Origin of the sequence: Sorangium sp. So ce448 (genome assembly GCF_051520915.1) — a bacterium.
Lineage (GTDB): Bacteria > Myxococcota_A > Polyangia > Polyangiales > Polyangiaceae > Sorangium > Sorangium cellulosum_B.
Window position 1 is genome coordinate 6,568,672 of sequence record NZ_CP150343.1, and the last position, 19,941, is coordinate 6,588,612.

Sequence of the window (19,941 nt, forward strand, 5' to 3'; positions counted from 1 at the left end):
AGCGGTGGTCACCCGCACAGGAGACGGGCCCAGATCGGCGTTTTCGGCGCGGAAGCGCACTCCCGTGCGCTGAGCACCGAAAACGTCGAGATGGGCCCGTATCCGAAGCGGGTGGCCACCACTCTAATGTGTTGAGCCGAGGGCGCCGGCGACGAGGTAGTCCATGCTCTCGAGCGCGATGTCCGTCTGCTGCTGCGCGACCGAATCGGCGATCACCACCTTGCCCTCGTTGTTCATGATCGGTCCCTTGAAGATGGTGAGCGTGCCCTCTGTGAGCTTCGCCTTCGCCTCCTCGGCCTTCTTCTTTGCCTCCTCGGAGACGGCGGGGCCATAGGGTGAGATCTTGATGTACCCCTCCTTGAAACCGCCGCGCAGGAGGTGCGGATACGGCTTCCCCTCGCGGATGAACGTGATGTAGTCGGTGTAGACCTTGGACCAGTTCCACTCGGCGCCGGTCAGGTACCCCTTCGGGGCGAGCGTCGCCTGGTTCGTGTGGTAGCCGGTGCTGAACGCGCCACGCCGCTCCGCGAGCTCGATGATCACCTTGGGCGAGTCCACATGGGCGGTCAGGACGTCGACGCCCTGATCGATGAGGCTGTTGGCCGCCTCCGCCTCCTTGACGGGCATCGACCAGTCGCCGGTGAAGATCACGGCCGTCGTCACGCTCGGGTTCACGCTCCGGGCGCCCAGCGTGAAGGCGTTGATGTTGCGGAGCACCTGCGGGATCGGCTTCGCCGCGATGAACCCGAGCTTGCCGCTCTTCGTCGTCATCCCGGCGACGATGCCGGACACGTACTCGGCTTCGTCGATGTAACCGAAATAGCTGCCGACATTGCTCGGGTGCTTTGACCCGTCGTAGAGGCCACCACAATGGAGGAAGGTCTTGTCCGGGAACTTCTCCGCCACCTTGAGGAGGTGCGGATCGAAGTAACCGAAGGACGTCGGGAAGATCACCGTCGCGCCATCGAGGTTGATCATGCTCTCGAGCGTCTTCTGCACGGCGACCGTCTCGGGGACGTTCTCCTCCTCACGGGTCTTCACGCCGGCCAGCTTGCCGAGCGCGGCGGCCCCCTCGGCGTGCGCCTGGTTGTAGCCGTAGTCGTCCCTGGGGCCGACGTAGATGAAGCCCACCGTGAGCGGCTGATCGCTCGATCCCTCCTTGCTGCAGCCGGCCGACGGCAGGAGCGAGAGCGAGAGGAGCAGTGGACGGAGGATGGCGAGGAAGCGCTGCCCCCGCGCCACGCCGGCCGCGATGAACCCAGGGAGCGCGGGGAGCAGAGGAGTTCTCGGTGTGCTCTTCACGCCATGGATGTGTACGCGACTCCTCATTTCTGGAACTTTTCCCACGCGTGAATTTCGCGCGCTTCGCGTAATTACCGTTGAGCGCGCACCGCGCGCTGTGGCATGGTTCCATCAACACTGGAGATTCGCGATGACAGCTACACTTTCAGCAGCGACGCGGGATTTCGTGCCTGTGCAGTTGCCATTCATCATTGCGAATGTGGCAACGATGGCCGCTCATCCGGAGTCGGTCCCCTGGCGGCGCCTCCGGGAAGGCGTCGAGATTCACCGCCTTTACGGCAGCAGCGACGCAGGCGCCTCGGCCGCGCTCCTGCGCTACGCGCCGGGGGCATCCGTGCCGCAGCACGTCCATCGAGGCCATGAACACATCTTCGTGCTCACAGGCTCGCAGTCGGACGAGCGCGGGCACCACCGCGCCGGCACGCTCGTGATGAACGCCCCGGGCAGCCGCCACAGCGTCTCGAGCGCCGAGGGCTGCATCGTGCTCGCGATCTGGGAGCAGCCCGTCGTCTTCATCTGATTCATCTGATTCATCTTCCCATCTGATGTAAGCGCGCCGCCCGAGGCCACGCCGGCCTGACCTGGGTCCGGGGTACGACATCGCCGCAGGCACGTCCTGAGCGGACCGCGAGCGTGCCCCCGGCGCTCGCTTTCTCGGGGCACAGAGGTTCAGGTACGCTGCGCTTTGCCGTAGGCTGGACGCTCATGGATTCACGCGGGAAATCGCTCCCTCCGGGGCCGCTCGTCACGGACGAGGACATCCGGGAAGAGCTCCGGCGGCTGTTCGACGCCGGTCCCGACTCGGGGCTCGTCATCCGGGTCTATGGCGAGTCGGGCGAGGGGGCGGCCGCGGCGGACGCGTTCCGCGAGATGTTCGCGTCGCTGCGCATGTACGAGGGGAAGCCGCAGGACCAGCCGCTGGAGATCCTCGTCGACGCGCCGAGCAAGGCGCACATCGCGCGCGCGCTGTCCGTGCTCGGCCACAAGCAGCACCAGAAGCGGATCCTCGATCACATCCTCACCACCTTCGGGCGCCGGCTGATCGACCCGCTCGCCGAGATCCTCGACACGACCCCGACCGGCTCGGTGACGGCGCGGCTGACCATGCTGCGGGACATCTTCCTCGCGCACGTCGCGGATCTGCGGATGACGCCCGAGTCGCAGCAGATCCTCTCGAGCGACCTGCGCAAGCTCCTGAGCGACGACTACCTGGTGATGGTGGCGGAGAACGAGGAGCGCGTGCAGCGCCCGCGCGTGGCGATGCTCGCGCAGCAGATCCTCAGGCTCGTCGGCTCCACGTTCCACAACGCGCTCAAGCGGTGGCCGGCGCACGCCGAGCAGATCGCCTCGTCGATCGCGCGGCGGAGCCCGAAGAAGGTCCGCCTGAGCGAGGTGCCGAAGCTCATCCGCGGCCAGATCACCGACGGCATCGAAGAGTTCCTGTGGATCGAGACGAGCGCGGACATCGAGGGCGCGCTGCGCCCGATGCTCGCCGAGCACCAGGACGTGATGCCCGTGACGCAGGCGACGCTCGACCGATCGACGTACCGCGAGTTCGCGGACGCCTGCTGGGCGATCATCGCCGAGCACTGCTGACGGCGGGGCGAGCGCTGCCGGATCACTGACCCCGCCGCGCTGCAGGCTGAGATCCATCACGTCCTGGTCGCTTCGCTCACCGCTTCACCGCGTGTCCCGCTCGATTCGTCTGGAGGGAGAGAGACCCCCTCCGGAGCAAGCCCCCGCGCGCGCCGCGTCGGGAATGATTTCCGCCTCCCGCTGTTGTAAGGGGCCGCTGGCGCCTGGGCCGCCGCGCTCTGCGGCGTCCGAATCGCCGGCGCGGAGAGCTTCTTCCCTTCGCGGAGGGGTGCACGGCCGTGATCGAAATCAGCGACCTATACAAGTACTACGGCGACCGGAAGGCCATCGGGCCCCTGTCGTTCTCGATCGAGGCGGGAGAGATCGTCGGTCTGCTCGGCCTGAACGGCGCGGGCAAGACGACAACGCTCAGGATCCTCGCCTGCGATCTGCTCCCGTCCGCGGGCCGTGTGCTCGTGGACGGACTGGATGTCGTCGACCACCCCCACGAGGTGCGGTCCCGCATCGGATACCTCCCCGACAGGCCGCCGCTCTACGACGAGATGAGCGTGCGCGCCTTCCTCCACTTCGCCGCGCGCCTGCGCGGCGTCGACGCCGGCGCGGCCGACGCGCGGGTGGCCGAGGCGCTCGCGGTGACGCAGCTCGACGACGTGGCCGCGGACCCCATCAGCTCGCTGTCCCACGGCTTCAAGCAGCGCGTCGGCATCGCGCAGGCCATCGTGCACAAGCCGCAGCTGCTCGTCCTGGACGAGCCGATCAGCGGGCTGGATCCGGTGCAGATCGTCGAGATGCGCGCCCTGCTCCGGAGCCTGCGCGGCAAGCACACCATCCTGCTCTCCAGCCACATCCTCTCCGAGATCAGCGAGACGTGCGATCGCATCCTCGTGATCCGGGACGGCGAGATCGGCGCGCAGGGCACCGAGCAGGAGCTCTCCGCCAAGCTGCTCCACGGCGTCCGGGTCGAGCTCACGGTGCGCGGCCCCGCGGCCGAGGGCGCGGGCCGCGGCGAGGCGGCGAAGGCGCTCGAGCTCGCGCGCGAGGTCGAGGGCGTCACGTCCGTCGAGCAGCTCACCACGACCGAGCCGGGGGGCGACGTCGTGAGCTTCGCGGTCGAGGCCGACCGCGACGTGCGCGCGGCGCTGTGCGCCGAGCTCGTGCAGGCGGGCATCGGCATCCTCGAGGTGAAGCGGAGCGAGCGCGAGCTCGAGTCGGTGTTCCTGCGGCTCGCCTCGCGTGGGGCGCCCGGGGCGAAGGACAGGTCCGCCGCGGCCGGCAGGGCGAGTGCCGGCGGCGACGCAAGGAAGGCCCCTGCCGAGGAGCAGGCGGAGGAAGGCGAGGGCGAGACATGAGAGGGACATTGCTCGTCGCGCGGCGGGAGCTGTCCGCGTACCTGAGATCACCGCTCGGGTACGTCGTCGCTGCCGCTGCGTTGCTCATCGACGGCATCTATTTCCACGTCGCGGCGCTCGGCTCGGGCGCGCGGCTGTCGGCGGAGGTGCTGCTCAAGTTCTTCGACGGCACGGCGTTCATCACGATGGTCGCGGCGCTCATCCTCTCGATGCGGCTCATCGCCGGCGAGCGCGAGAGCGGGACGCTCATCCTGCTCAAGACCGCGCCCGTGCGCGACGGCGAGATCATCGTCGGCAAGTTCCTCGCCGCGCTCGCGCTGGTCTCGCTGATGACGGCGATCACCATCTACATGCCGCTGCTCATCTTCGTGAACGGCAAGGTGTCCGTCGGGCACATCCTTGTCGGCTACTCCGGGGTGCTGCTGCTCGGCGCCGCGTCGCTCGCGATCGGGCTCTTCGCCTCGACGCTCGCGGCGAGCCAGGTCATCGCGGTCATCCTCGGGGCGGCGATCCTCGGGACGCTCGGCTTCCTGTTCCTCGTCGCCCGCGTGACGGAGCCGCCGCTCAACGACTTCGTGAGCGCGCTGAACCTCTACCCGCTCAACCAGAAGCCGTTCCTGAACGGCGTGCTCCGGCTGGAGAACGTCGTGTACTACGTCGCGGTCGCGTACTTCTTCCTGCTCGCCGCGACCCACACCCTGAAGGCGCGGAGGTGGCGGTGAAGGACAAGCAAGCTCAGGCCGACGAGGCCGAGATCCGCGGCGAGGGAGCGGGCTCCGCGTCCCCGCCGGACGCCGGGCGAGAGGCCCCGCCGGCCGGCGAGCCGGCGCCCGCCGCGCCGCGCGAGGCGCCTGCGCTCCGCGCCGGAGGCTGGATGGTCCCGGCGTACGCGGGCGCGCTCCTCGCCCTCTTCCTCGGCGAGCGCGTGGTGCCCACGATCGAGTGGCTCCGCTATGCCCTGTCGGGGCTCGGGTTCTTGACCCTGGTCCTCGTCACCGCGCTGCGCTTCGCGACCGCGGTGCGCGAGTCGGGCGAGCGCCGCGCGGTCGAGCGCGCGCTCGCGATCCTGTCGGCGCTCGGCGTCGTCGCTGTGGCGGCCTACTTCACCACGACCGACGCGGGGCAGGCCACGCTCGGCGTCTCGCGCGCCGCGCCCGAGCTGCGCGGGCGCATCGACGCCGCCACGACGGTCGCCTGGGTCGCGCTGCTCGTCATGGCGACGGTGCCGCTGTTCTTCGGCGAGGCGGCGCTCGCGCCGATGCGGCGCGCCGAGCGCATCGAGGGCCGGCGGGTGCGCGCCGCGACGCTCTCGGGCCTGACGCTCGGGTTCGCCGCGGTCTACTCCGCGCTCTTCGTGTTCGCCGCGAGCAAGCTCGATCTCAAGGCGGACTTCTCGTACTACCGCACCGCCCGCCCGGGCGAGTCCACGAAGCGCGTCGCCGAGAGCCTGACCGCGCCGCTCAAGATCACGGCCTTCTACCCGCAGCAGAACGAGGTCGGCGCCGAGGTGGAGGGCTACCTGCGCGAGGTGAAGGCGGCGTCGCCGCAGATCACCGTGGAGGTGCAGGATCGCCTGCTCGTCCCCGCGCTCGCCAAGGAGGCGAAGGTCACGCAAGACGGCGTCATCGTGCTCTCGCGCGACGGCTCGCGCGAGACGCTCACCGTCGGCTCCGACATCAAGAGCGCGGGCGCCAAGCTGAAGAGCCTCGACGCCGACTTCCAGAAGGTGCTGCTCAAGGTGATCCGGCCGCAGCGCACCGCCTACCTGACGGTCGGCCACGGCGAGCTGAACGAGTCGGCCAGCTCGCCCGAGGGGCGGACGACCAAGAACCTCCGCAAGCTGCTCGAGTCCCAGAACTACGTCATCAAGGACCTCGGGCTCGCCCAGGGGCTCGGCAGCGAGATCCCGAAGGACGCGAGCGTCGTCATCGTGCTCGGCCCGCAGAAGGCGTTCCTCCCGGAGGAGGTCGCGGCGCTCAAGCGGCACGCCGAGGAGGGCGGGCACCTCCTGCTCGCGCTCGATCCGGACGCCAAGGTCGATCTGGATCCGCTCGCCGGCGCCGTGGGGCTCACGTGGAAGCCCGAGGTCCTGGCGAACGATCGGGTGTACGTGCGGCGGCGCTACAACGACTCGGACCAGGGGATGCTGGTCACGACGCGGTACTCCTCGCACGCCTCGGTGTCGACGCTGAGCCGCCACTCGCAGCAGGCGCCGACGATCTTCCCGGGCGCGTCGTCGCTCGACAAGCGCGAGGACGGCGGCCTCAAGATCGACTTCGTCGTCCGCTCGCTGGGCGAGACGTTCGCCGACGCGAACGGCAACTTCAAGTTCGACGAAGGCGGCGAGAAGCGCAGCGCCTACAACCTCGCGGCGGCGGTCTCGAAGGAGCTCGCGCCTGCCGGGGACGACAAGGAGAAGAAGGAGCTGCGCGCGTTCGTGGTCGCCGACGCCGACGTGTTCAGCGACGCGGCGTTCAGGAACGAGCCCAACATCGTGCTCGCGCTCGACGCGCTCCGGTGGCTCGGCGGCGAGGAGAGCTACGCCGGGGAGATCACGACGAGCGAGGACGTCCGGATCGAGCACACGAAGGAGAAGGACCAGGTGTGGTTCTGGGCCACGATCCTCGTGGCGCCGGCCATGGTGCTGGGTCTCGGGCTCTTCATCACGCGCCGCGGGCGGCGCGCGAGCGGGAGGCGCGCATGAGGTTGGAACGCAGCTTTTTCGTGCACCTCGGCCTTGTTGTGGTCGCGGCCTTGTTCGCGGTCATCGTCTGGACGCGCGACGAGAAGGCGGCCGCCCTCTCGGTCGCGGACGTGACCGTCTGGGCCGGCCGCGCCGACGACGTCGAGCGCATCGCCTTCGAGGGGAAATCGAAGACGGTCGTCCTCGAGGCGAAGAAGGACAAGGAGGGCCGCTACTTCGTCGGCACGGCGGAGCGCAAGACGACGCCCCCGGCCGAGAAGCCGAAGGACCCGCACCAGAACCCCGACGACGCGGCGCAGGACGACGAGCCGCCCGCAGAGGCTGAGCCGACGGTCAAGACGACGACGTTCGTCTCGGTGGCCGCCGGCAACAAGCTCGCCGAGGCGATCGCGCCGCTGAAGGCGCTGCGCTCGATCGGCCGCATCGCGGACGACCGCGCGGCCGAGTTCGGGCTGACCGAGCCCGAGGGCACGCTCACCGTCAAGCTGCGCGGCGCCGAGCGAAAGCTTGTCCTCGGCGGCGCGACGCCCGGCGGCGCGGACCGGTACGCGCGCGACGAGGCCACGGGCGAGGTGTACGCCATCAAGGGCGACATCTACCGCGATCTCGACACCGCGGAGTCACGGCTCCTGGAGCGGGATCTGCACGAGTGGAAGGACGTCGATCTCGCCAGGGCGCGCGTCATCGCCGGGGACAAGCGCCGCGAGGTCGTGCGCAGCGGCGACGAGGGCAAGAAGTTCTGGGCCGATCCGGCGAGCCCCGAGCAGAACGACGAGACGGTCGGCAACTGGATGAGCAAGCTCGACCGTCTCCGTCCGACCGAGTACGTGGCCGTTGCCCCGGAGCAGAAGGAGGTCGTGGTGCGGATCGAGTACACCGGCCGCTCTGGCGACATCGGCTTCGCCGAGCTCGTGAAGGGGCCCCCCGGGGCGAGCGGCAAGCCCGACTATTTCCTGGTCACGGAGCGCACCCGCCTTTACGGCAAGGTGCCGGTAGGCGTCGCTGAGCAGGTCGAACAGGACGTCGGCGCCGTCGTCAAGTAGCCCTTGCGCCTCGCGACCGCGCCGGAGCAGCCGCCCGGCGCGGTCGGCGCGGTCAGCCTTCCGCGCGGCGCCGGCCGCGCCCTGCGGCGCAAGCTGCCTCCCCCAGTCGCTCTTTACTTGCCGTACCGGGTCCGGTCCTGCAACGCTCGGGCGCAATGTTCTTCCGACGATTGCCTACCCTAGCGCTGAGCGCTGCGGCGGCGCTCGCGACGGCGTGCGGTTCGCCGCCTCCACCGCAACCCGTAGCGCCGCCGCCGGCCGTGATTGAGGCGCCTCCACCTCCACCTCCCCTTGCTCCGAAGCCATGCAAGGCGCTCGACGAGCAGTGCCAGGCAGAGGCGTCAACCAGGGCGAAGATCGCCCAGAGCTCACTCGTGTTCACGCCCGCGAAGGGCTGGACCTATGCCCAGGCGGAGAGCGCCACGATCGCGCAGGCCGCGGACGAGGGCCCGGCCTTCGCGACGGCGCAGATCGACGCGGGCGAGGGCAAGCAGGCGATCGAGAAGCGCGACGCCGCGCTCGAGGCGCTGGCGCGCGAGATCAACGTCACCTTGCCGAAGAAGAAGGTGAACTGGAAGAAGCCCGACGACATCAAGGACGTCGCCGGGCGGAAGATCGGCCTGTGGCAGAAGGAGGGCGCCGCCCGCGGGACCAGGAAGGGCCCGCTGCTGATCTTCGGCGACACCGGGAAGGACGGGGAGATCGTGCTGGGGCTCGGCTTCGTCCCCGAGGACGACAGCTCCGGCGCCGACGAGACCATCCTGCAATCGATCGAGTCGATCTCGGTCGCGGCGGAGTGATCTCGTGACGGCACCGAACGTCGCGCCGGGCAGCGTCATCGCGGGGAGGTTCTCGGTCCGCTCGCTCCTCGGCTACGGGGGCGCGACGGCCACCTTCCGCGCGGTGACGGCGCAAGCGCGCGACGTCGCCATCAAGCTGTACTCGCCCGTCGTCGGTCAGCGCGCGGACGCGATGCAGCACCTCCAGCGGTACGTGGCCGAGACGAACAGGCTGCCGCCAGAGCTCGCCGCGCACATCCTCGAGGCCGGCTACGACCCGGCGACCGCGGCGCCCTTCACGGTGACGGACATGATCCCGTTCCCGTCGCTCGCCGAGCTCGTGCGTCGCCGGCCGATGGGCTTCGAGGAGGTCGGCTCGATGCTCCGCTCCCTCGCGGCGGTGCTCGACGCAGCCCACGCCCGCGAGGTCCCCCACCACGGCCTCAAGCCGACGAACCTGTTCATCGACCCGAGCGCTCCGGGCAGCGTGAAGCTGACCGACTTCGGGCCGTCCCTCGCGCGGAGCATGGTGCCGACGCAGGAGGGGTATGTCCTCTCCGCGCCGTGGCTAGCGCCCGAGCAGCTTCAGCCGGGCGGCCAGGCGGGACCCGCCGCCGACATCTTCTCCGCTGCGCTGGTCTCCTTCTTCGCGCTCACGGGCCGCTCGTACTGGCGTTCCTGCCAGGGTCAGGTGGACATCCAGGGCTGGCAGCGCGAGCTCATGGCGCCGCGCCTCGCCGCGTCCGTTCGGGCCGCGGAGCTCGGCATCCCGCTGAGCCCTGTGCTCGACGGCGCCTTCGCGCGCGCGCTGGCGCACGATCCGCGCGAGCGCTTCCGCTCCGCGAGCGAGCTCGCGGCCATGCTCAGCGGCTTCTCGGCGGCCGCGATCGAGGTGGGCTCGACGCTCGCCCTGTCTCCTTCGGTGAACGAGGCGGTCGCGCCCGCGCCGCCGGCCGTCGCCTTCACCGCGGCGAGCGCGCCCGCGCCCTTGCCGCCCGGCGACGCCACGCAGCTGGTGCCCTCGCCGTTTTCACCCTCGCCGCAGCCGTCGCACGCGCCGTTTTCACCCTCGCCGCCGCTGGCGCCCTCGCCGCAGCCGCCGCAGCCTTTTGCCGACGCGCCCGCCGGACAGGCGCCGTCGCCTCCGGCCCAGGGCCAGACCGCATCCAGTCGAAGCGGCGTTCCCGCGCTGACGGCGGTCAGCACCGCGCCCCGGTCGCCGTGGGGCAAGGCGGCCTCGCTGATGGTGGGCATCGTCGGTGTGCTGCTCGTCGGGGGCACGGCCGCCGCGTGGTACGTCCTGGACCGCAAGGACAAGGCGCAGCCGAGCCCCAGCGCCTCGACCAGCGCTTCCGCGGTGGCTCCCTCCGCGCAGTCGGCCGAGCCCGCTCCACCCGAGCCAGCCCACAGCGCGCCGACCGCCGACGCCGGGACCCCGACCGCCGAGCCTCCGATCGACGCCGGCGCCTCGACCGACGCCGGTGTGGCGACCGACGCGACGGTGAAGATCTCCTGCAAGCCCGTCGCCTGCGAGGAGATCACCATCGACGGCAAGGTGACGCAGGCCCCGGAGGTCGAGCTCGGGCTCACCCCTGGGGTTCACAAGGTGAGCGTCAAGCGAAGCGGCTACTTCCCGCGGAGCCTGAGCGTGGTCGTCAAGGCCGGAACGCCGCTCGTGCAAGAGTTCCAGCTCACCGAGATCCCCCCGGCTCAGCCGGCGGGGCAGGCGGCGAGCAAGCCTTGCGGCAAATTCCTCAAGCGCTGCAAGTAGCCCTCTTGCGCGCGCTCACGCGCGAGGGTGCGCCCGACGGTACGCGGCGCGTACGTGGTCGTCGGCGAGGTGCGTGTAGATCTCGGTCGTCACGACGTTCGCATGACCGAGGAGCGCCTGGACGCTCCGGAGATCCGCGCCCCCCTCGAGCAGGTGCGTCGCGAACGAGTGGCGGAGCTTGTGCGGCGAGCTCGGCTTGGCGATGCCCACGGCGCGCGCGTATCCGCCGAGGAGCTTCCACACCGCCTGCCGGGTGAGCGACCCGCCGCGCGGCGAGAGGAACAGCACCTGGCTCGCCGCGCTGCGCGGGTGCGTCGCGCGCAGCTCCAGGTAGGCGTCGATGGCGGCGAGCGCGGGCTCGCCGAGCGGCACGAGCCGCCGCTTCCCCCCCTTGCCGAACGCCATCACGATCCCTTTGCGCCGGTCGATGTCCGCGAGCTTGAGGCGCACCACCTCGCTGACGCGCAGACCGGCCGCGTACATCACGTGGAGCATCGCGCGGTCGCGCATCCCCTTGAACGTCCCTTGCTCGGGCGCCTCGATGAGGAGCGCGATCTCGTCGAACGAGAGCACCTTGGGCAGCCGCCGCCCGACCCTGGGTCGCTCGACCAGCGCGCACGGATCCCGCTCGATGCGGCGCTCGCGGAGCAGGAAGCGGATGAACCCGCGGACCGCGGAGAGGTGGCGCGCCGCCGAGCTGGCGCTGATGCCCGCCTGGCCGAGCGCGACCAGGTAGGTGCCGATCAGCGCCTGGTCGAGCCCGTCGACGGTCGTGACGCCGCTCGCCTCGGCATGAGCGACGAGCTTGGCGAGATCATGGCCGTAGGCCTCGAGCGTCAGGGGCGCCAGAGCCCGCTCGACGCGGAGGTGATTCAGGTAGGCGTCCACCCAGGTCGCAAGGTCCACGGCCAACGGTACTTCGAAAGCGGCGAAGCGCGCCAGAAAGCCGGGCCGGAGCGGATCGACCCAGAACGCCCTGAACGGCAATACGTCTTCCTCCCTTCCGGCGTTTCACCTCCCCGTCCTGGTTCCAGCCGGACGCGGAATGCGTCACAGTTGGCCCCGTGGTGTCAGCCTTCGAGGTCATCGAGCCCCGCGGAGCGGAAAGCCCGGTCCTCGTCGAGGTACCGCACGCGGGGGTCCACGTGGATCCCGAGTCGCTGTCCTGGACCATCGCGCCGGCGCGCAGCATCGGGCGCGACGCGGATCTGTACGTCGACGCGCTCTTCCAGGATGCTCCGGCCGAGGGGGCGACGCTCCTCTTCTCCAGGATGAGCCGGCTGGTCGTCGATCTCAACCGGAGCGAGGCCGACTGCGACGGCGACGCGGTCGAGGGCGGCGGCCGGGCGCCCTACCCGCGGGGGCTCATCTGGCGCATGACCACGGACGGCGAGCCCATCCTTGCTGCTCGGTTGCCGCGGCAGGAGGTGGAGCGCCGGCTCGACCGCTTCTATCGCCCGTATCACGGCGCCCTCAGCGCGCTCCTCGCCCGCAAGCGCGAGCGCTTCGGCTTCGCGATCCTCCTCTGCGCGCACTCGATGCCGAGCCAGAGCCGCCGCGGCCACGCGGAGGGCGCGTTCGGTCGAGCCGACATCGTCCCCGGCACGCGCGGGCGGACGACCGCCGCGAGCGTGGTGATCGACGCGGTCGATCACCACGCGCGCGCCTGCGGCTTCTCCGTGCGCCATGATGACCCCTATAAAGGGGGCTTCAGCACGGCGCACTACGGCCAACCGCACCGTGCCATCCACGCCGTGCAAATCGAGATTGCACGCCGGCTGTACATGGACGAGCAATCCCTTGCCATGGATGGGCAAGGATTCCCCGCCGTGCGAGACTTCGGGCGCACCCTGGTCGCGCGGCTCACCTCAGCCGAGCTGCTCGGTCAGCTCCGCAGCAGCCCTCCCATCGACGCCCGTGAGATCTGATCCAGCTCCATCAATGGAAAAGCCTTTCGGAGAGGCGAGCCGCGACCGCCCGCCAGCGAGCCGTCGCGCGATCGCCGAACGGGAAAAGGCCGCACCAGCCCAGCCGGAGGGCGCCACAGCCGGCGACAGCCCGGCCGACCGCGCCCAGGAGGGACCGGCTGCGGCGTCGAACAGCGTCGCTCCGGTCGATCGGCGCCTCGAGTCGAACCCGGCCATCCCGATCGAGGTGGCGCCCCCGAGCACGCGCGAGCACGTCACCAAGCCGCTCCTCGCGTCCGAAGCGCTCATGGAGGACCTGGCCCCGATGCGTCCAGCGCAGGACGCGGCGCGGATCTGGTGTGCTGCGGTGGGCGCCGGCTTCCTTCTGCTCGGCGGCCTGTCGATCGCTGGGCTCCGCCCGGACGGCGTTGTCGCGGGGCCGCCAGCGTTCGTCCTGGGCATCGTCGCGCTGTTCACCGCGCTCACGTCGGTGAGCTACCGGCAGCGCGCCGTCGCCATGGTGGTGCTCGGGGCGATCGCGACCGTCATCGGCCTCCAGAGCTCGGGGACCGCGGTCGGCTGGGGAACCGCCCGGGCCGTCGCGGCGATAGCGCTCCCGGCGGCGCTCGTCTTCCGGTCTCGCTACAGGGCCTACAGCGGCGCGCGGTGGCTGCTCGTCGCCGCCTTCCTCGTCACGCTCCCATCCTTCGGGCATGCGATCGGAAAGCTGGTTCTGCACGATCCGCACCTGGGCCATCTCGGCGCCTTGCTGGTGATCCTGGCGGTCCTGTCCAGCCTTACCGGGTTCATGGGTGCGGAGACGACGGGCGCCGGGTCGTTCCTTGCCGTCGCTGTGGTGCTCGCCTTCACGGCCGACCTGGTCGTTGGCCGGCTCGCGCATCTCGACACCTTCTCGCCCCGGGACATCGTCATCGTGCTCTCCGCGGGCCTTGCGTTCGCGGCGACGTCGGCCATCACGAGCCTCGGCCTGTTCCAGATCCTGGCCTGGCGCCTGGCTGCCGACGCCCGGCGTATCGATCTGCACTCCCGCCGCCCCGAGAACGAGAAGGACGGGCGGGATCGGCGTCCGCCCTCGGGCGGCGAGTGGCTGACCTAGGCCGCGCGTCAGAATGCGCGTAAGGCGTCGGGGACACCGAGGGGAGAGGCTCGTCCGGGCCCGTTTGCGACCCGCTCTTCCCCATCCCGCCCTGCGTCCGGCCGGCGTCAGCGCGCGCTCGACCCTTCCGACAGAGATTTCCAGCCCGCGGCCGCAATGAACCCCCCGGAGGACGCTTGACATGTCCCCCGGCTTCCTTCACTTTCCCGCGCTCCCGAGCCCCCCTGCTCCCCCGCGCAGGGCGTGCGCCCGGCCAGCTAGTTCGATTTACGGTCGGGGCACCGACGCAGGGCCCCTTCCAACCGAGGACGTCATGGCGAAGAGCGACATCACTGGGAAGCGGAAGCTTCTGGCGCAGAATGTCTCCCACTCCAACATCAAGACGAAGCGCTGGCAGCTCGTAAACATCCAGACCCGGCGCGTCTGGGTCCCCGAGCTGAACCGCTTCGTGAAGCTCAACCTCACGACGCGCGACATCCGCACGATCGACAAGATCGGCGTTGTCGCCTACGCGAAGCGCCACGGCGTCGCGCTCTAGGCCCAGCGTCAGCGCGCCGGCCGGCCTGAATGTCGGCCGCCGCTTCGCGGCTGGATGCGCGCCGCGATCTGTTCTCCCCCTCTCGGGGTTCACCTCCATCCATCCCCAGCCCCGGAAGTGCCGCGTGCGTGACGGCATGCGGAGCATGCAGCCGGCGCGAGCTGACAGGCGTCGGCCGCGGCGCACGTTGCACAGCGGCTCGCAGTACCTCGCTGCCGCCTCAGCGCGCCTCCACGGCGCCCTCGATGGCCCACGTGGCGTCGGCTGACGGAAGCCGCATGGCCGGCCGATCTCCGCTTCGGCCGACCGACGCCCGCTGCGCCTCACCCCTCCGCTGGTTGCGTCCCTGCGCCCGCCATGAAGCCGGCTGCGAGGTTGGCCGTGCGCGCGTCGCGCTCGTCGCGCAGGACGGCGATCGCGGCGCTGGCGCCCTGCCGCGTGCGGACATCATGAAGGGCTGCTTCGAGCGCGGTGCCGCCGAGGAGCGCGGTGAGGACGCTCACCTCGATCGTGGGCTTGCCTGCGAGCGCGATCGCGGCGGCGAAGGCGCCGCGCTGGAGGATTCCGATCGGCGCGGCCGCGGGCAGGGGCGTGCCGGGGGCGAGGCGCGTGATCCCGCGGCGCACCGGGACGGCGTCGCGGCCGAGCACGATCTCGAGCTCGGGGACGGTGATGCCATCGTCCGTGCGCGTGTAGGCGAGCGCTGCGACCGTGCCCCAGCCGTCGCAGGCGACGATGGCGTCCGTGGGTCGCGCCACATCCCCTACCGGCCACGGCGCCTGGAGCGCGGTCGCACCCTCCGCGATCGTGGTCGACGCGGCTTCCACCTCGGCGGGCACCGCTTCAGCGAGGTCTTCGGCGGTCAGCGTCCCCCCTGCGACCGCCCCGCCGACGGCCAGCAGCGCCCGCTCCACATCGCGCGCCCGGAGCGCCACCGCGCCGAGCGAGCCGACCTCGCGGAGCAGCGCGGCGCGCCCGGTGGCGCCCGCGCGCTCCGCCGCGACCACACCGGAGCGAACCAGCTCACGGAGCCGCGCGCGTCCGAGATAGCCATGCAGAAGGACCAGCATGCCGAGCGAGCGCGGCACAGCGACGTGCGCGGCCTCCGGGACGCTCTGCCCGTCGACGAACCCGCGCGGCCGCGGCGCGCCGCGCCCAGGCTGGATCGCCCGTCCATCAAACGCCCTCGCGCCGACGCCGACGCCCGCCGCCAGCGCGACGGCGGGCGCGAGCAGCACGTCGGGCTGCGCGCCAGCTGCAGCGAAGAAGCCGGCGACGATCGCGTCGATCGCGCTGCCGGAGGACTCGAGCGCGGCCCGAGCGGCCGAAGCCGCAAAGGAATCGCTCGCGGTGGCTGCCGCGCCGCGGATCACTGCTCCTCGTCCTCGGCGACGAGGGTGCTGGGCATGGGCATGGTCGGCCTTACCACAGCCGACGCCGTCGAGCGATCGGGCGTGCGCGCGAGCGCCGCCGCGAGCAGCGACTTGATCTGCGGCGCGCTGTCTCCCTCGACCACCAGGAACACCTCACGCCGTCCGCGCAGGCGCTCGGCGACCCGCTCGAGCGCGGCCGCTCCCATCGACGAGGACCGCCCGAGCGCGCGCAGCCGTGTATAGACGATCGGCCCGGGCGGCGGCGCGTCGCGGGCCACGTCGAGCACCGGGATGACCTTGGCGGCGCGCGCGGTCGCGACGATGTCGTCGCGCTCCCAGATCCCGGAGGGCTCCCAGCAGCGCACGACCCCTTCGGCGGGCAGGCGCTCGAAGAGCGCCGCGAGCTTCTTGCGGTTGCTCGCCGTCGGCCGGAGCGACGCCGGCGTCTGCAGCAGGACGCACCGCGCCTCCAGCACGGCCGCCACCTCGAGCGAGGCCGAGAGCGCCTCGTCGAGGTCGCGCCCGCCGGCGAGCTCGCCGACAACGCGCGGCAGCACCACGCTGAAGACGAAGCCCGGCGGCACCGCCTTGCGCCACTTGCGCAGCGTCGTCGCGCGAGGCAGCGACGTATCGAGCGGGCGGAGCTCGACCAGATCGAAGCGATCTTTGTACTTCTGAATATCGCCCTTGAGCGAGGGCAGTCCGACGAGGAGGCGGGCCATCAGCGCGGACTCTTAACCCACCTTGCCCGCCGATGCAGCGCGTGCCCGACGGCGGCGCGATTTCTCATTTGGGGAGCAAAATCCTTGATTTATTCGAAGTGGAACCACTGCGTCGGGTTGTCCCGGAGGAAACGCTCCATCTCCCCCGTGATCTGCCGCGCTGCCACGTCGAGCTCGGACGATCCTGGCTTGCGGGGGAGCGAGATGGGCGGCGCGATGCAGATCTCGTACTCCATGAAGCCGGTCCGCCGCGTGAACACAGGGACGATCGGCGCGCCGCTGACCGCCGCGAGCTGAAGCGGGCCCTCCGGGACGCGCCAGGGTCGCCCGAAGAGCTCGACGTCGCGCCCGCGCATCCCGGACGGAAGTCGATCGATCTGGATGGCCACGACGCCCTGCCGCCTGAGGTGCGCGAGCAGCGGGAGCACCGCGAGCGGATCGTCGGCCACGTGCTGCATCCGCACGCCGACCCGATCTCGCGTGCCGTCCTGGATGGCCTGCGCTCGCTCGTCGCGCTCACGCTGCATCACGATGAGCACGTCGGCGGCGTGCACCGATCGCAGCAGCGGCGCGGCGGCCTGCCAGCCGCCGGTATGCGCCGTGACGACGATCACGCCGAGGCCTCGCCGGAACGCGCTCGTGAAGTGCTCGTCGTTCACGCACAGGCCAGTGAGCCGATCGGGCCGGCTGCTGCCCGCGATGAACGCGTCCGTGAGACAGCTGGCGAAGTTGATGAACACCCGGGCGACGTCGCGGTACTCGTCGAGCGTCCCCCGCTCGCCCAGCGCCAGCCGGAGATTCCTGCGCACGGCCCTCCGCTGCTCCGGCAACACCGCCCCGACGACGAGCCCGAACAACGCAGGGCTGTGCCGGACGAGGAGGTCCGGGCCATGGGTCACCCCGGCGTCGACTGCCCGCCGCCAGAGGACGGAATCGTGCCGGCGTAGATCGTCGAGGAGCGCTCGGAGCCTGGAGGGGAGATCCACGTTGGTGCTCGTGCGCGCGGCGCCTTGCCGGCGCACACCGTAGCGGATCATCGGGCCCCCGCGAAGAGCGCCCGAGCACCGCCGCGCTCCCGCGCCGCGTTCGATCGCGGCGGGCGGCGCGCCTCAACCTGCACCGGGATCCTCGTTCGACCCGTCAGGCCTCGGCGCGCCCGGGTCCGCCGGCTCGCCGCCCGCTGCGTGGCTCACCCCCCACGCGGCGACGGCGCGCACCGAGGCGTCGTCATGGGCGAGCGCCGCGACGAGCGCGCGCTTCGCGCTCGCTGCCGCCGCGCCCTCTGCGCCGCTCGCCAGCCGGTTCGCAGCGACGATCGTCGCGTTTCGGGCGAGCCCGCCGCGTCGCGCGCGCCGGACCGGCGTCCCCACGGTCAGCGCGTCGAACGCTTGCTCGTCGAGCGCCACGAGGTCGTCGACGTCCCGCGCTTCCCATCGAGCCAGAGGATGGAACGGCGCGGTGCGCTCGAGGGCCGGGGGCGCGGTCCTGTTGAAGGGGCAGACCTCCTGGCAGACGTCGCAGCCGAAGAGGTGCTCACCCATGCCGGATCGCAGCGCCTCGGCCGGCGCGTTCCTCTGTTCGATCGTCAGGTACGCGATGCAGCGCCGCGGATCGAGCACGAAGGGCGCGTCGAACGCCTGCGTAGGGCACGCGTCGAGGCAGCGCGTGCACGACCCGCAGCGCTCCGCGATGGGCACATCGGGGACGAGATCCAGCGTGGTGACCACCTCGCCGAGCAGCTGGTAGCTCCCCTGCCCCGGCGTGATGATCAGCCCGTTCTTGCCGACGAAACCGATGCCAGAGCGCGCCGCCCAGACGCGCTCCATCACCGGCTCGACGTCGCAGAGCGGCCGCGCGAGCACGGAGGGCCCGAGCGAGCGGATGAACGCCGCGAGCCGCCGGAGCCGCCGCTTCAGGTGGTTGTGATAGTCCTGCCCGCGCGCGTACCGCGCGACGCTCTGCGCGAGCGGCGGGTCGCGCCGCTCGCTCTCCTTGGGCCGGGCATACCTGCGGCCGACGCACACGACCGAGCGTGCTCCCTCAAGGATCGCGCTGGTGTCCAGCCGGCGCCGCTGCTCCGCATATTCCGCGAGGTACCCCATCTCCCCGTGCATGCCGCGCGCGACGAACTCCAGGTACCGTGCGTGCTCGACCCCCAGCGGCTCGTCGGCGCGCGCGACGCCGACGACGTCGAAGCCGAGCGCGAACGCCTGCTCGCGCACAAGCCGATCGGGCGTCGTTCGCGCCGCGCTCGCCTCCCCCGCAGGACGATGGGCATCGCGCTCGCTCATCGCCGGAGGATGGACCAGAACGGCGCGCGGCGGTGCTGGCGCCACGCTCGACGACCGCGCGCCACGCGAGATCACCCGGCGTTCCGGTCGCCGAGCAGCCGATCGAGCGTGATCGCGCACGCCGCGCGCACGCTCAGGTGGTTGTAGCCGGTGCTCGCCTCCGCCCTGATCGGCTCGATCCGGACGTCGGCATCGGCGATGACCTCCGGCGCGAGGCCCCAGCCTGTGCCGAACAGGATCACCACCGGATCGCTCGCTTGCGCGAGGCGCGCGCGGGTCGCCGCGTAGCTCGTCACCGTGAGCCCTCGCGAGGCCGCCGCGGTCGTCCAGACTTCGACGCCGCGCCGACCTGCGCCGCTCAGCGCGGAGTACACGTCGTCCAGGCTGGGGACCACGCTCAGCACATCGAGCGCGACCGCGCGATCCGGGATCCGGCGCTTGCCGGAGCCGATCACCCAGTGTTCCTTGATCCGCTCTGCCAACGCGCGCTGAGCGGCGACCGGATGAACGACGAAGAGCCGCTCGGCGCCGTACGTGCGCGCGCTCCGCGCCATGTCGTGCAGATCGAGGTTCGTGATCGCCGTGGTCACCGTCTCCCCGGACCGGTCGAGCACGGGGTAGTGAACGAGCGCGAGCGCGAGCCTCATCGCCGCGCCTCGCCGCTCTCGTCCGCGGGCGGCTCTCCCCCCCGCGCCTTGCGCCAGAGGTCGGGCCTGCGCTGGGCCGTCCGCAGCTCGGCCTCCGTTCGTCGCCAGCGCGCGATGGCCGCGTGGTTTCCTTGCTGCAGCACGTCGGGCACCTTGAGCCCACGGAACTCCGCGGGACGGGTGTACTGCGGGTACTCCAGGAGCCCTGACAGCGCGGGGCTGTGCGACTCGTGCTCCGCCGACACAGCGTTCCCGAGCACCCCTGGGAGCAGGCGCACGCACGCATCGATCACCGCCATCGCCGCAACCTCGCCGCCGGTCATCACGAAGTCGCCGAGCGAGATCTCCTCGTCGACGAAAGCGCGCACCCGCTCGTCGAACCCCTCGTAGCGACCGCAAACGAGCGCAACGGCAGGGCGCGCCGCGAGCTCGATGGCCTTCTCCTGACGGAAAGGCTGCCCCTGCGGCGTGAGCAGCACCCGGTGCGCGCGCGGCAGAGGCCCCGAGGACGCCGCCGCCTCGGCCCCGGGAGGCGCGCTCGACGCATCGCCTTCGGCGGCGGCCTCGTCGAGCGCCTCCAGGCAGCGGACGATGCAGTCGACGCGCATCACCATGCCGGAGCCGCCGCCATAAGGCGTGTCATCCACGCTCCGGTGTCGGCCGAGGCCAAACTCACGCGGGCTGCGCGTCCGCACGGCGAGCGCACCCGACGCGAGCGCGCGCCCGACCATGCCGATCGCCAGGAACCCCTCGAACAGCTCCGGAAACAGGGTGACTACGTCGATGCGCATCGAACTTGCCG

The 19,941-nt window shown here is 71.2% G+C and carries 19 protein-coding genes; 11 read left to right on the plus strand and 8 right to left on the minus strand.

Going from position 1 to position 19,941, the window contains the following annotated elements:
• Window positions 1-123: 123 nt before the first annotated feature.
• Complete coding sequence (locus WMF45_RS24685; RefSeq protein WP_437719582.1) at window positions 124-1,182, minus strand: BMP family ABC transporter substrate-binding protein; 1,059 nt, start codon at window positions 1,180-1,182, stop codon at window positions 124-126.
• Window positions 1,183-1,510: 328 nt separating this feature from the next.
• Here WMF45_RS24685 and WMF45_RS24690 point away from each other — a divergent pair, with 328 nt between their 5' ends.
• From WMF45_RS24690 to WMF45_RS24725, 8 genes are all read left to right on the plus strand, one after another.
• On the plus strand, window positions 1,511-1,822 hold the full coding sequence (locus tag WMF45_RS24690) for a cupin domain-containing protein (protein ID WP_231865009.1): 312 nt from the start codon (window positions 1,511-1,513) through the stop codon (window positions 1,820-1,822).
• A gap of 185 nt (window positions 1,823-2,007) precedes the next feature.
• The gene (locus tag WMF45_RS24695) at window positions 2,008-2,898 is read left to right on the plus strand and encodes a hypothetical protein (RefSeq protein ID WP_437719282.1); all 891 of its coding nucleotides are present in this window, start codon (window positions 2,008-2,010) and stop codon (window positions 2,896-2,898) included.
• A gap of 278 nt (window positions 2,899-3,176) precedes the next feature.
• Entirely contained in the window at window positions 3,177-4,247 is a 1,071-nt protein-coding gene (locus WMF45_RS24700) for an ABC transporter ATP-binding protein (RefSeq protein WP_437719283.1), read from the plus strand.
• Window positions 4,244-4,969: an ABC transporter permease gene (locus WMF45_RS24705; protein WP_437719284.1), complete on the plus strand. Its 726-nt coding sequence runs from the start codon at window positions 4,244-4,246 to the stop codon at window positions 4,967-4,969. Before WMF45_RS24700 ends, WMF45_RS24705 begins: the two co-directional genes overlap by 4 nt.
• Window positions 4,966-6,951, plus strand: a complete 1,986-nt coding sequence (locus WMF45_RS24710) for a Gldg family protein (protein WP_437719285.1) — start codon at window positions 4,966-4,968, stop codon at window positions 6,949-6,951. Before WMF45_RS24705 ends, WMF45_RS24710 begins: the two co-directional genes overlap by 4 nt.
• A complete protein-coding gene (locus tag WMF45_RS24715) occupies window positions 6,948-7,994 on the plus strand; it encodes a DUF4340 domain-containing protein (protein WP_437719286.1) in 1,047 nt (348 codons plus the stop codon). The genes WMF45_RS24710 and WMF45_RS24715 overlap by 4 nt, the downstream gene beginning before the upstream one ends.
• Window positions 7,995-8,368: 374 nt before the next feature.
• A complete protein-coding gene (locus tag WMF45_RS24720) occupies window positions 8,369-8,794 on the plus strand; it encodes a hypothetical protein (RefSeq protein ID WP_437719287.1) in 426 nt (141 codons plus the stop codon).
• A 4-nt stretch (window positions 8,795-8,798) separates the two neighbouring features.
• Complete coding sequence (locus WMF45_RS24725; protein ID WP_437719288.1) at window positions 8,799-10,544, plus strand: serine/threonine protein kinase; 1,746 nt, start codon at window positions 8,799-8,801, stop codon at window positions 10,542-10,544.
• A 15-nt stretch (window positions 10,545-10,559) separates the two neighbouring features.
• Here WMF45_RS24725 and xerD read toward each other — a convergent pair whose 3' ends face one another.
• Window positions 10,560-11,531 (minus strand): site-specific tyrosine recombinase XerD, encoded by a 972-nt coding sequence (gene xerD / locus WMF45_RS24730; protein WP_437719289.1) that lies wholly within the window; start codon window positions 11,529-11,531, stop codon window positions 10,560-10,562.
• A gap of 77 nt (window positions 11,532-11,608) precedes the next feature.
• Here xerD and WMF45_RS24735 point away from each other — a divergent pair, with 77 nt between their 5' ends.
• From WMF45_RS24735 to rpmB, 3 genes are all read left to right on the plus strand, one after another.
• The gene (locus tag WMF45_RS24735; protein ID WP_437719290.1) at window positions 11,609-12,472 is read left to right on the plus strand and encodes an N-formylglutamate amidohydrolase; all 864 of its coding nucleotides are present in this window, start codon (window positions 11,609-11,611) and stop codon (window positions 12,470-12,472) included.
• Between the two features lie 13 nt (window positions 12,473-12,485).
• Window positions 12,486-13,568, plus strand: a complete 1,083-nt coding sequence (locus tag WMF45_RS24740; protein WP_437719291.1) for a hypothetical protein — start codon at window positions 12,486-12,488, stop codon at window positions 13,566-13,568.
• A gap of 313 nt (window positions 13,569-13,881) precedes the next feature.
• Window positions 13,882-14,106, plus strand: a complete 225-nt coding sequence (gene rpmB, locus WMF45_RS24745; protein ID WP_061608570.1) for a 50S ribosomal protein L28 — start codon at window positions 13,882-13,884, stop codon at window positions 14,104-14,106.
• A 323-nt stretch (window positions 14,107-14,429) separates the two neighbouring features.
• On the opposite strand, the gene WMF45_RS24750 is transcribed toward rpmB, so the two are convergent.
• The 6 genes from WMF45_RS24750 to trmD form a co-directional block, all read right to left on the minus strand.
• The gene (locus WMF45_RS24750) at window positions 14,430-15,479 is read right to left on the minus strand and encodes a hypothetical protein (RefSeq protein WP_437719292.1); all 1,050 of its coding nucleotides are present in this window, start codon (window positions 15,477-15,479) and stop codon (window positions 14,430-14,432) included.
• Window positions 15,476-16,201, minus strand: coding sequence for a DUF72 domain-containing protein (locus tag WMF45_RS24755; RefSeq protein ID WP_437719293.1), 726 nt, complete (start codon window positions 16,199-16,201; stop codon window positions 15,476-15,478). Before WMF45_RS24755 ends, WMF45_RS24750 begins: the two co-directional genes overlap by 4 nt.
• 89 nt (window positions 16,202-16,290) lie before the next feature.
• Window positions 16,291-17,238, minus strand: coding sequence for a lysophospholipid acyltransferase family protein (locus WMF45_RS24760; protein WP_437719294.1), 948 nt, complete (start codon window positions 17,236-17,238; stop codon window positions 16,291-16,293).
• A 72-nt stretch (window positions 17,239-17,310) separates the two neighbouring features.
• Window positions 17,311-18,492 (minus strand): tRNA epoxyqueuosine(34) reductase QueG, encoded by a 1,182-nt coding sequence (gene queG / locus WMF45_RS24765; protein WP_437719295.1) that lies wholly within the window; start codon window positions 18,490-18,492, stop codon window positions 17,311-17,313.
• 71 nt (window positions 18,493-18,563) lie between these two features.
• Window positions 18,564-19,139 carry an RNA methyltransferase gene (locus WMF45_RS24770; RefSeq protein ID WP_437719296.1) on the minus strand — a complete coding sequence of 192 codons (576 nt, stop codon included), beginning with the start codon at window positions 19,137-19,139 and terminating at the stop codon, window positions 18,564-18,566.
• Window positions 19,136-19,930 carry a tRNA (guanosine(37)-N1)-methyltransferase TrmD gene (gene trmD / locus WMF45_RS24775; protein WP_437719297.1) on the minus strand — a complete coding sequence of 265 codons (795 nt, stop codon included), beginning with the start codon at window positions 19,928-19,930 and terminating at the stop codon, window positions 19,136-19,138. Before trmD ends, WMF45_RS24770 begins: the two co-directional genes overlap by 4 nt.
• Window positions 19,931-19,941: the final 11 nt, after the last annotated feature.

Coding starts and splice junctions, on each gene's coding strand:
- WMF45_RS24760 (WP_437719294.1), bottom strand. CDS start 17,238: ATGATCCGCTACGGTGTGCGCCGGCAAGGCGCCGCGCGCACGAGCACC.
- rpmB (WP_061608570.1), top strand. CDS start 13,882: ATGGCGAAGAGCGACATCACTGGGAAGCGGAAGCTTCTGGCGCAGAAT.
- WMF45_RS24770 (WP_437719296.1), bottom strand. CDS start 19,139: ATGAGGCTCGCGCTCGCGCTCGTTCACTACCCCGTGCTCGACCGGTCC.
- WMF45_RS24740 (WP_437719291.1), top strand. CDS start 12,486: ATGGAAAAGCCTTTCGGAGAGGCGAGCCGCGACCGCCCGCCAGCGAGC.
- trmD (WP_437719297.1), bottom strand. CDS start 19,930: ATGCGCATCGACGTAGTCACCCTGTTTCCGGAGCTGTTCGAGGGGTTC.
- WMF45_RS24755 (WP_437719293.1), bottom strand. CDS start 16,201: ATGGCCCGCCTCCTCGTCGGACTGCCCTCGCTCAAGGGCGATATTCAG.
- WMF45_RS24690 (WP_231865009.1), top strand. CDS start 1,511: ATGGCCGCTCATCCGGAGTCGGTCCCCTGGCGGCGCCTCCGGGAAGGC.
- WMF45_RS24695 (WP_437719282.1), top strand. CDS start 2,008: ATGGATTCACGCGGGAAATCGCTCCCTCCGGGGCCGCTCGTCACGGAC.
- queG (WP_437719295.1), bottom strand. CDS start 18,492: ATGAGCGAGCGCGATGCCCATCGTCCTGCGGGGGAGGCGAGCGCGGCG.
- WMF45_RS24705 (WP_437719284.1), top strand. CDS start 4,244: ATGAGAGGGACATTGCTCGTCGCGCGGCGGGAGCTGTCCGCGTACCTG.
- WMF45_RS24715 (WP_437719286.1), top strand. CDS start 6,948: ATGAGGTTGGAACGCAGCTTTTTCGTGCACCTCGGCCTTGTTGTGGTC.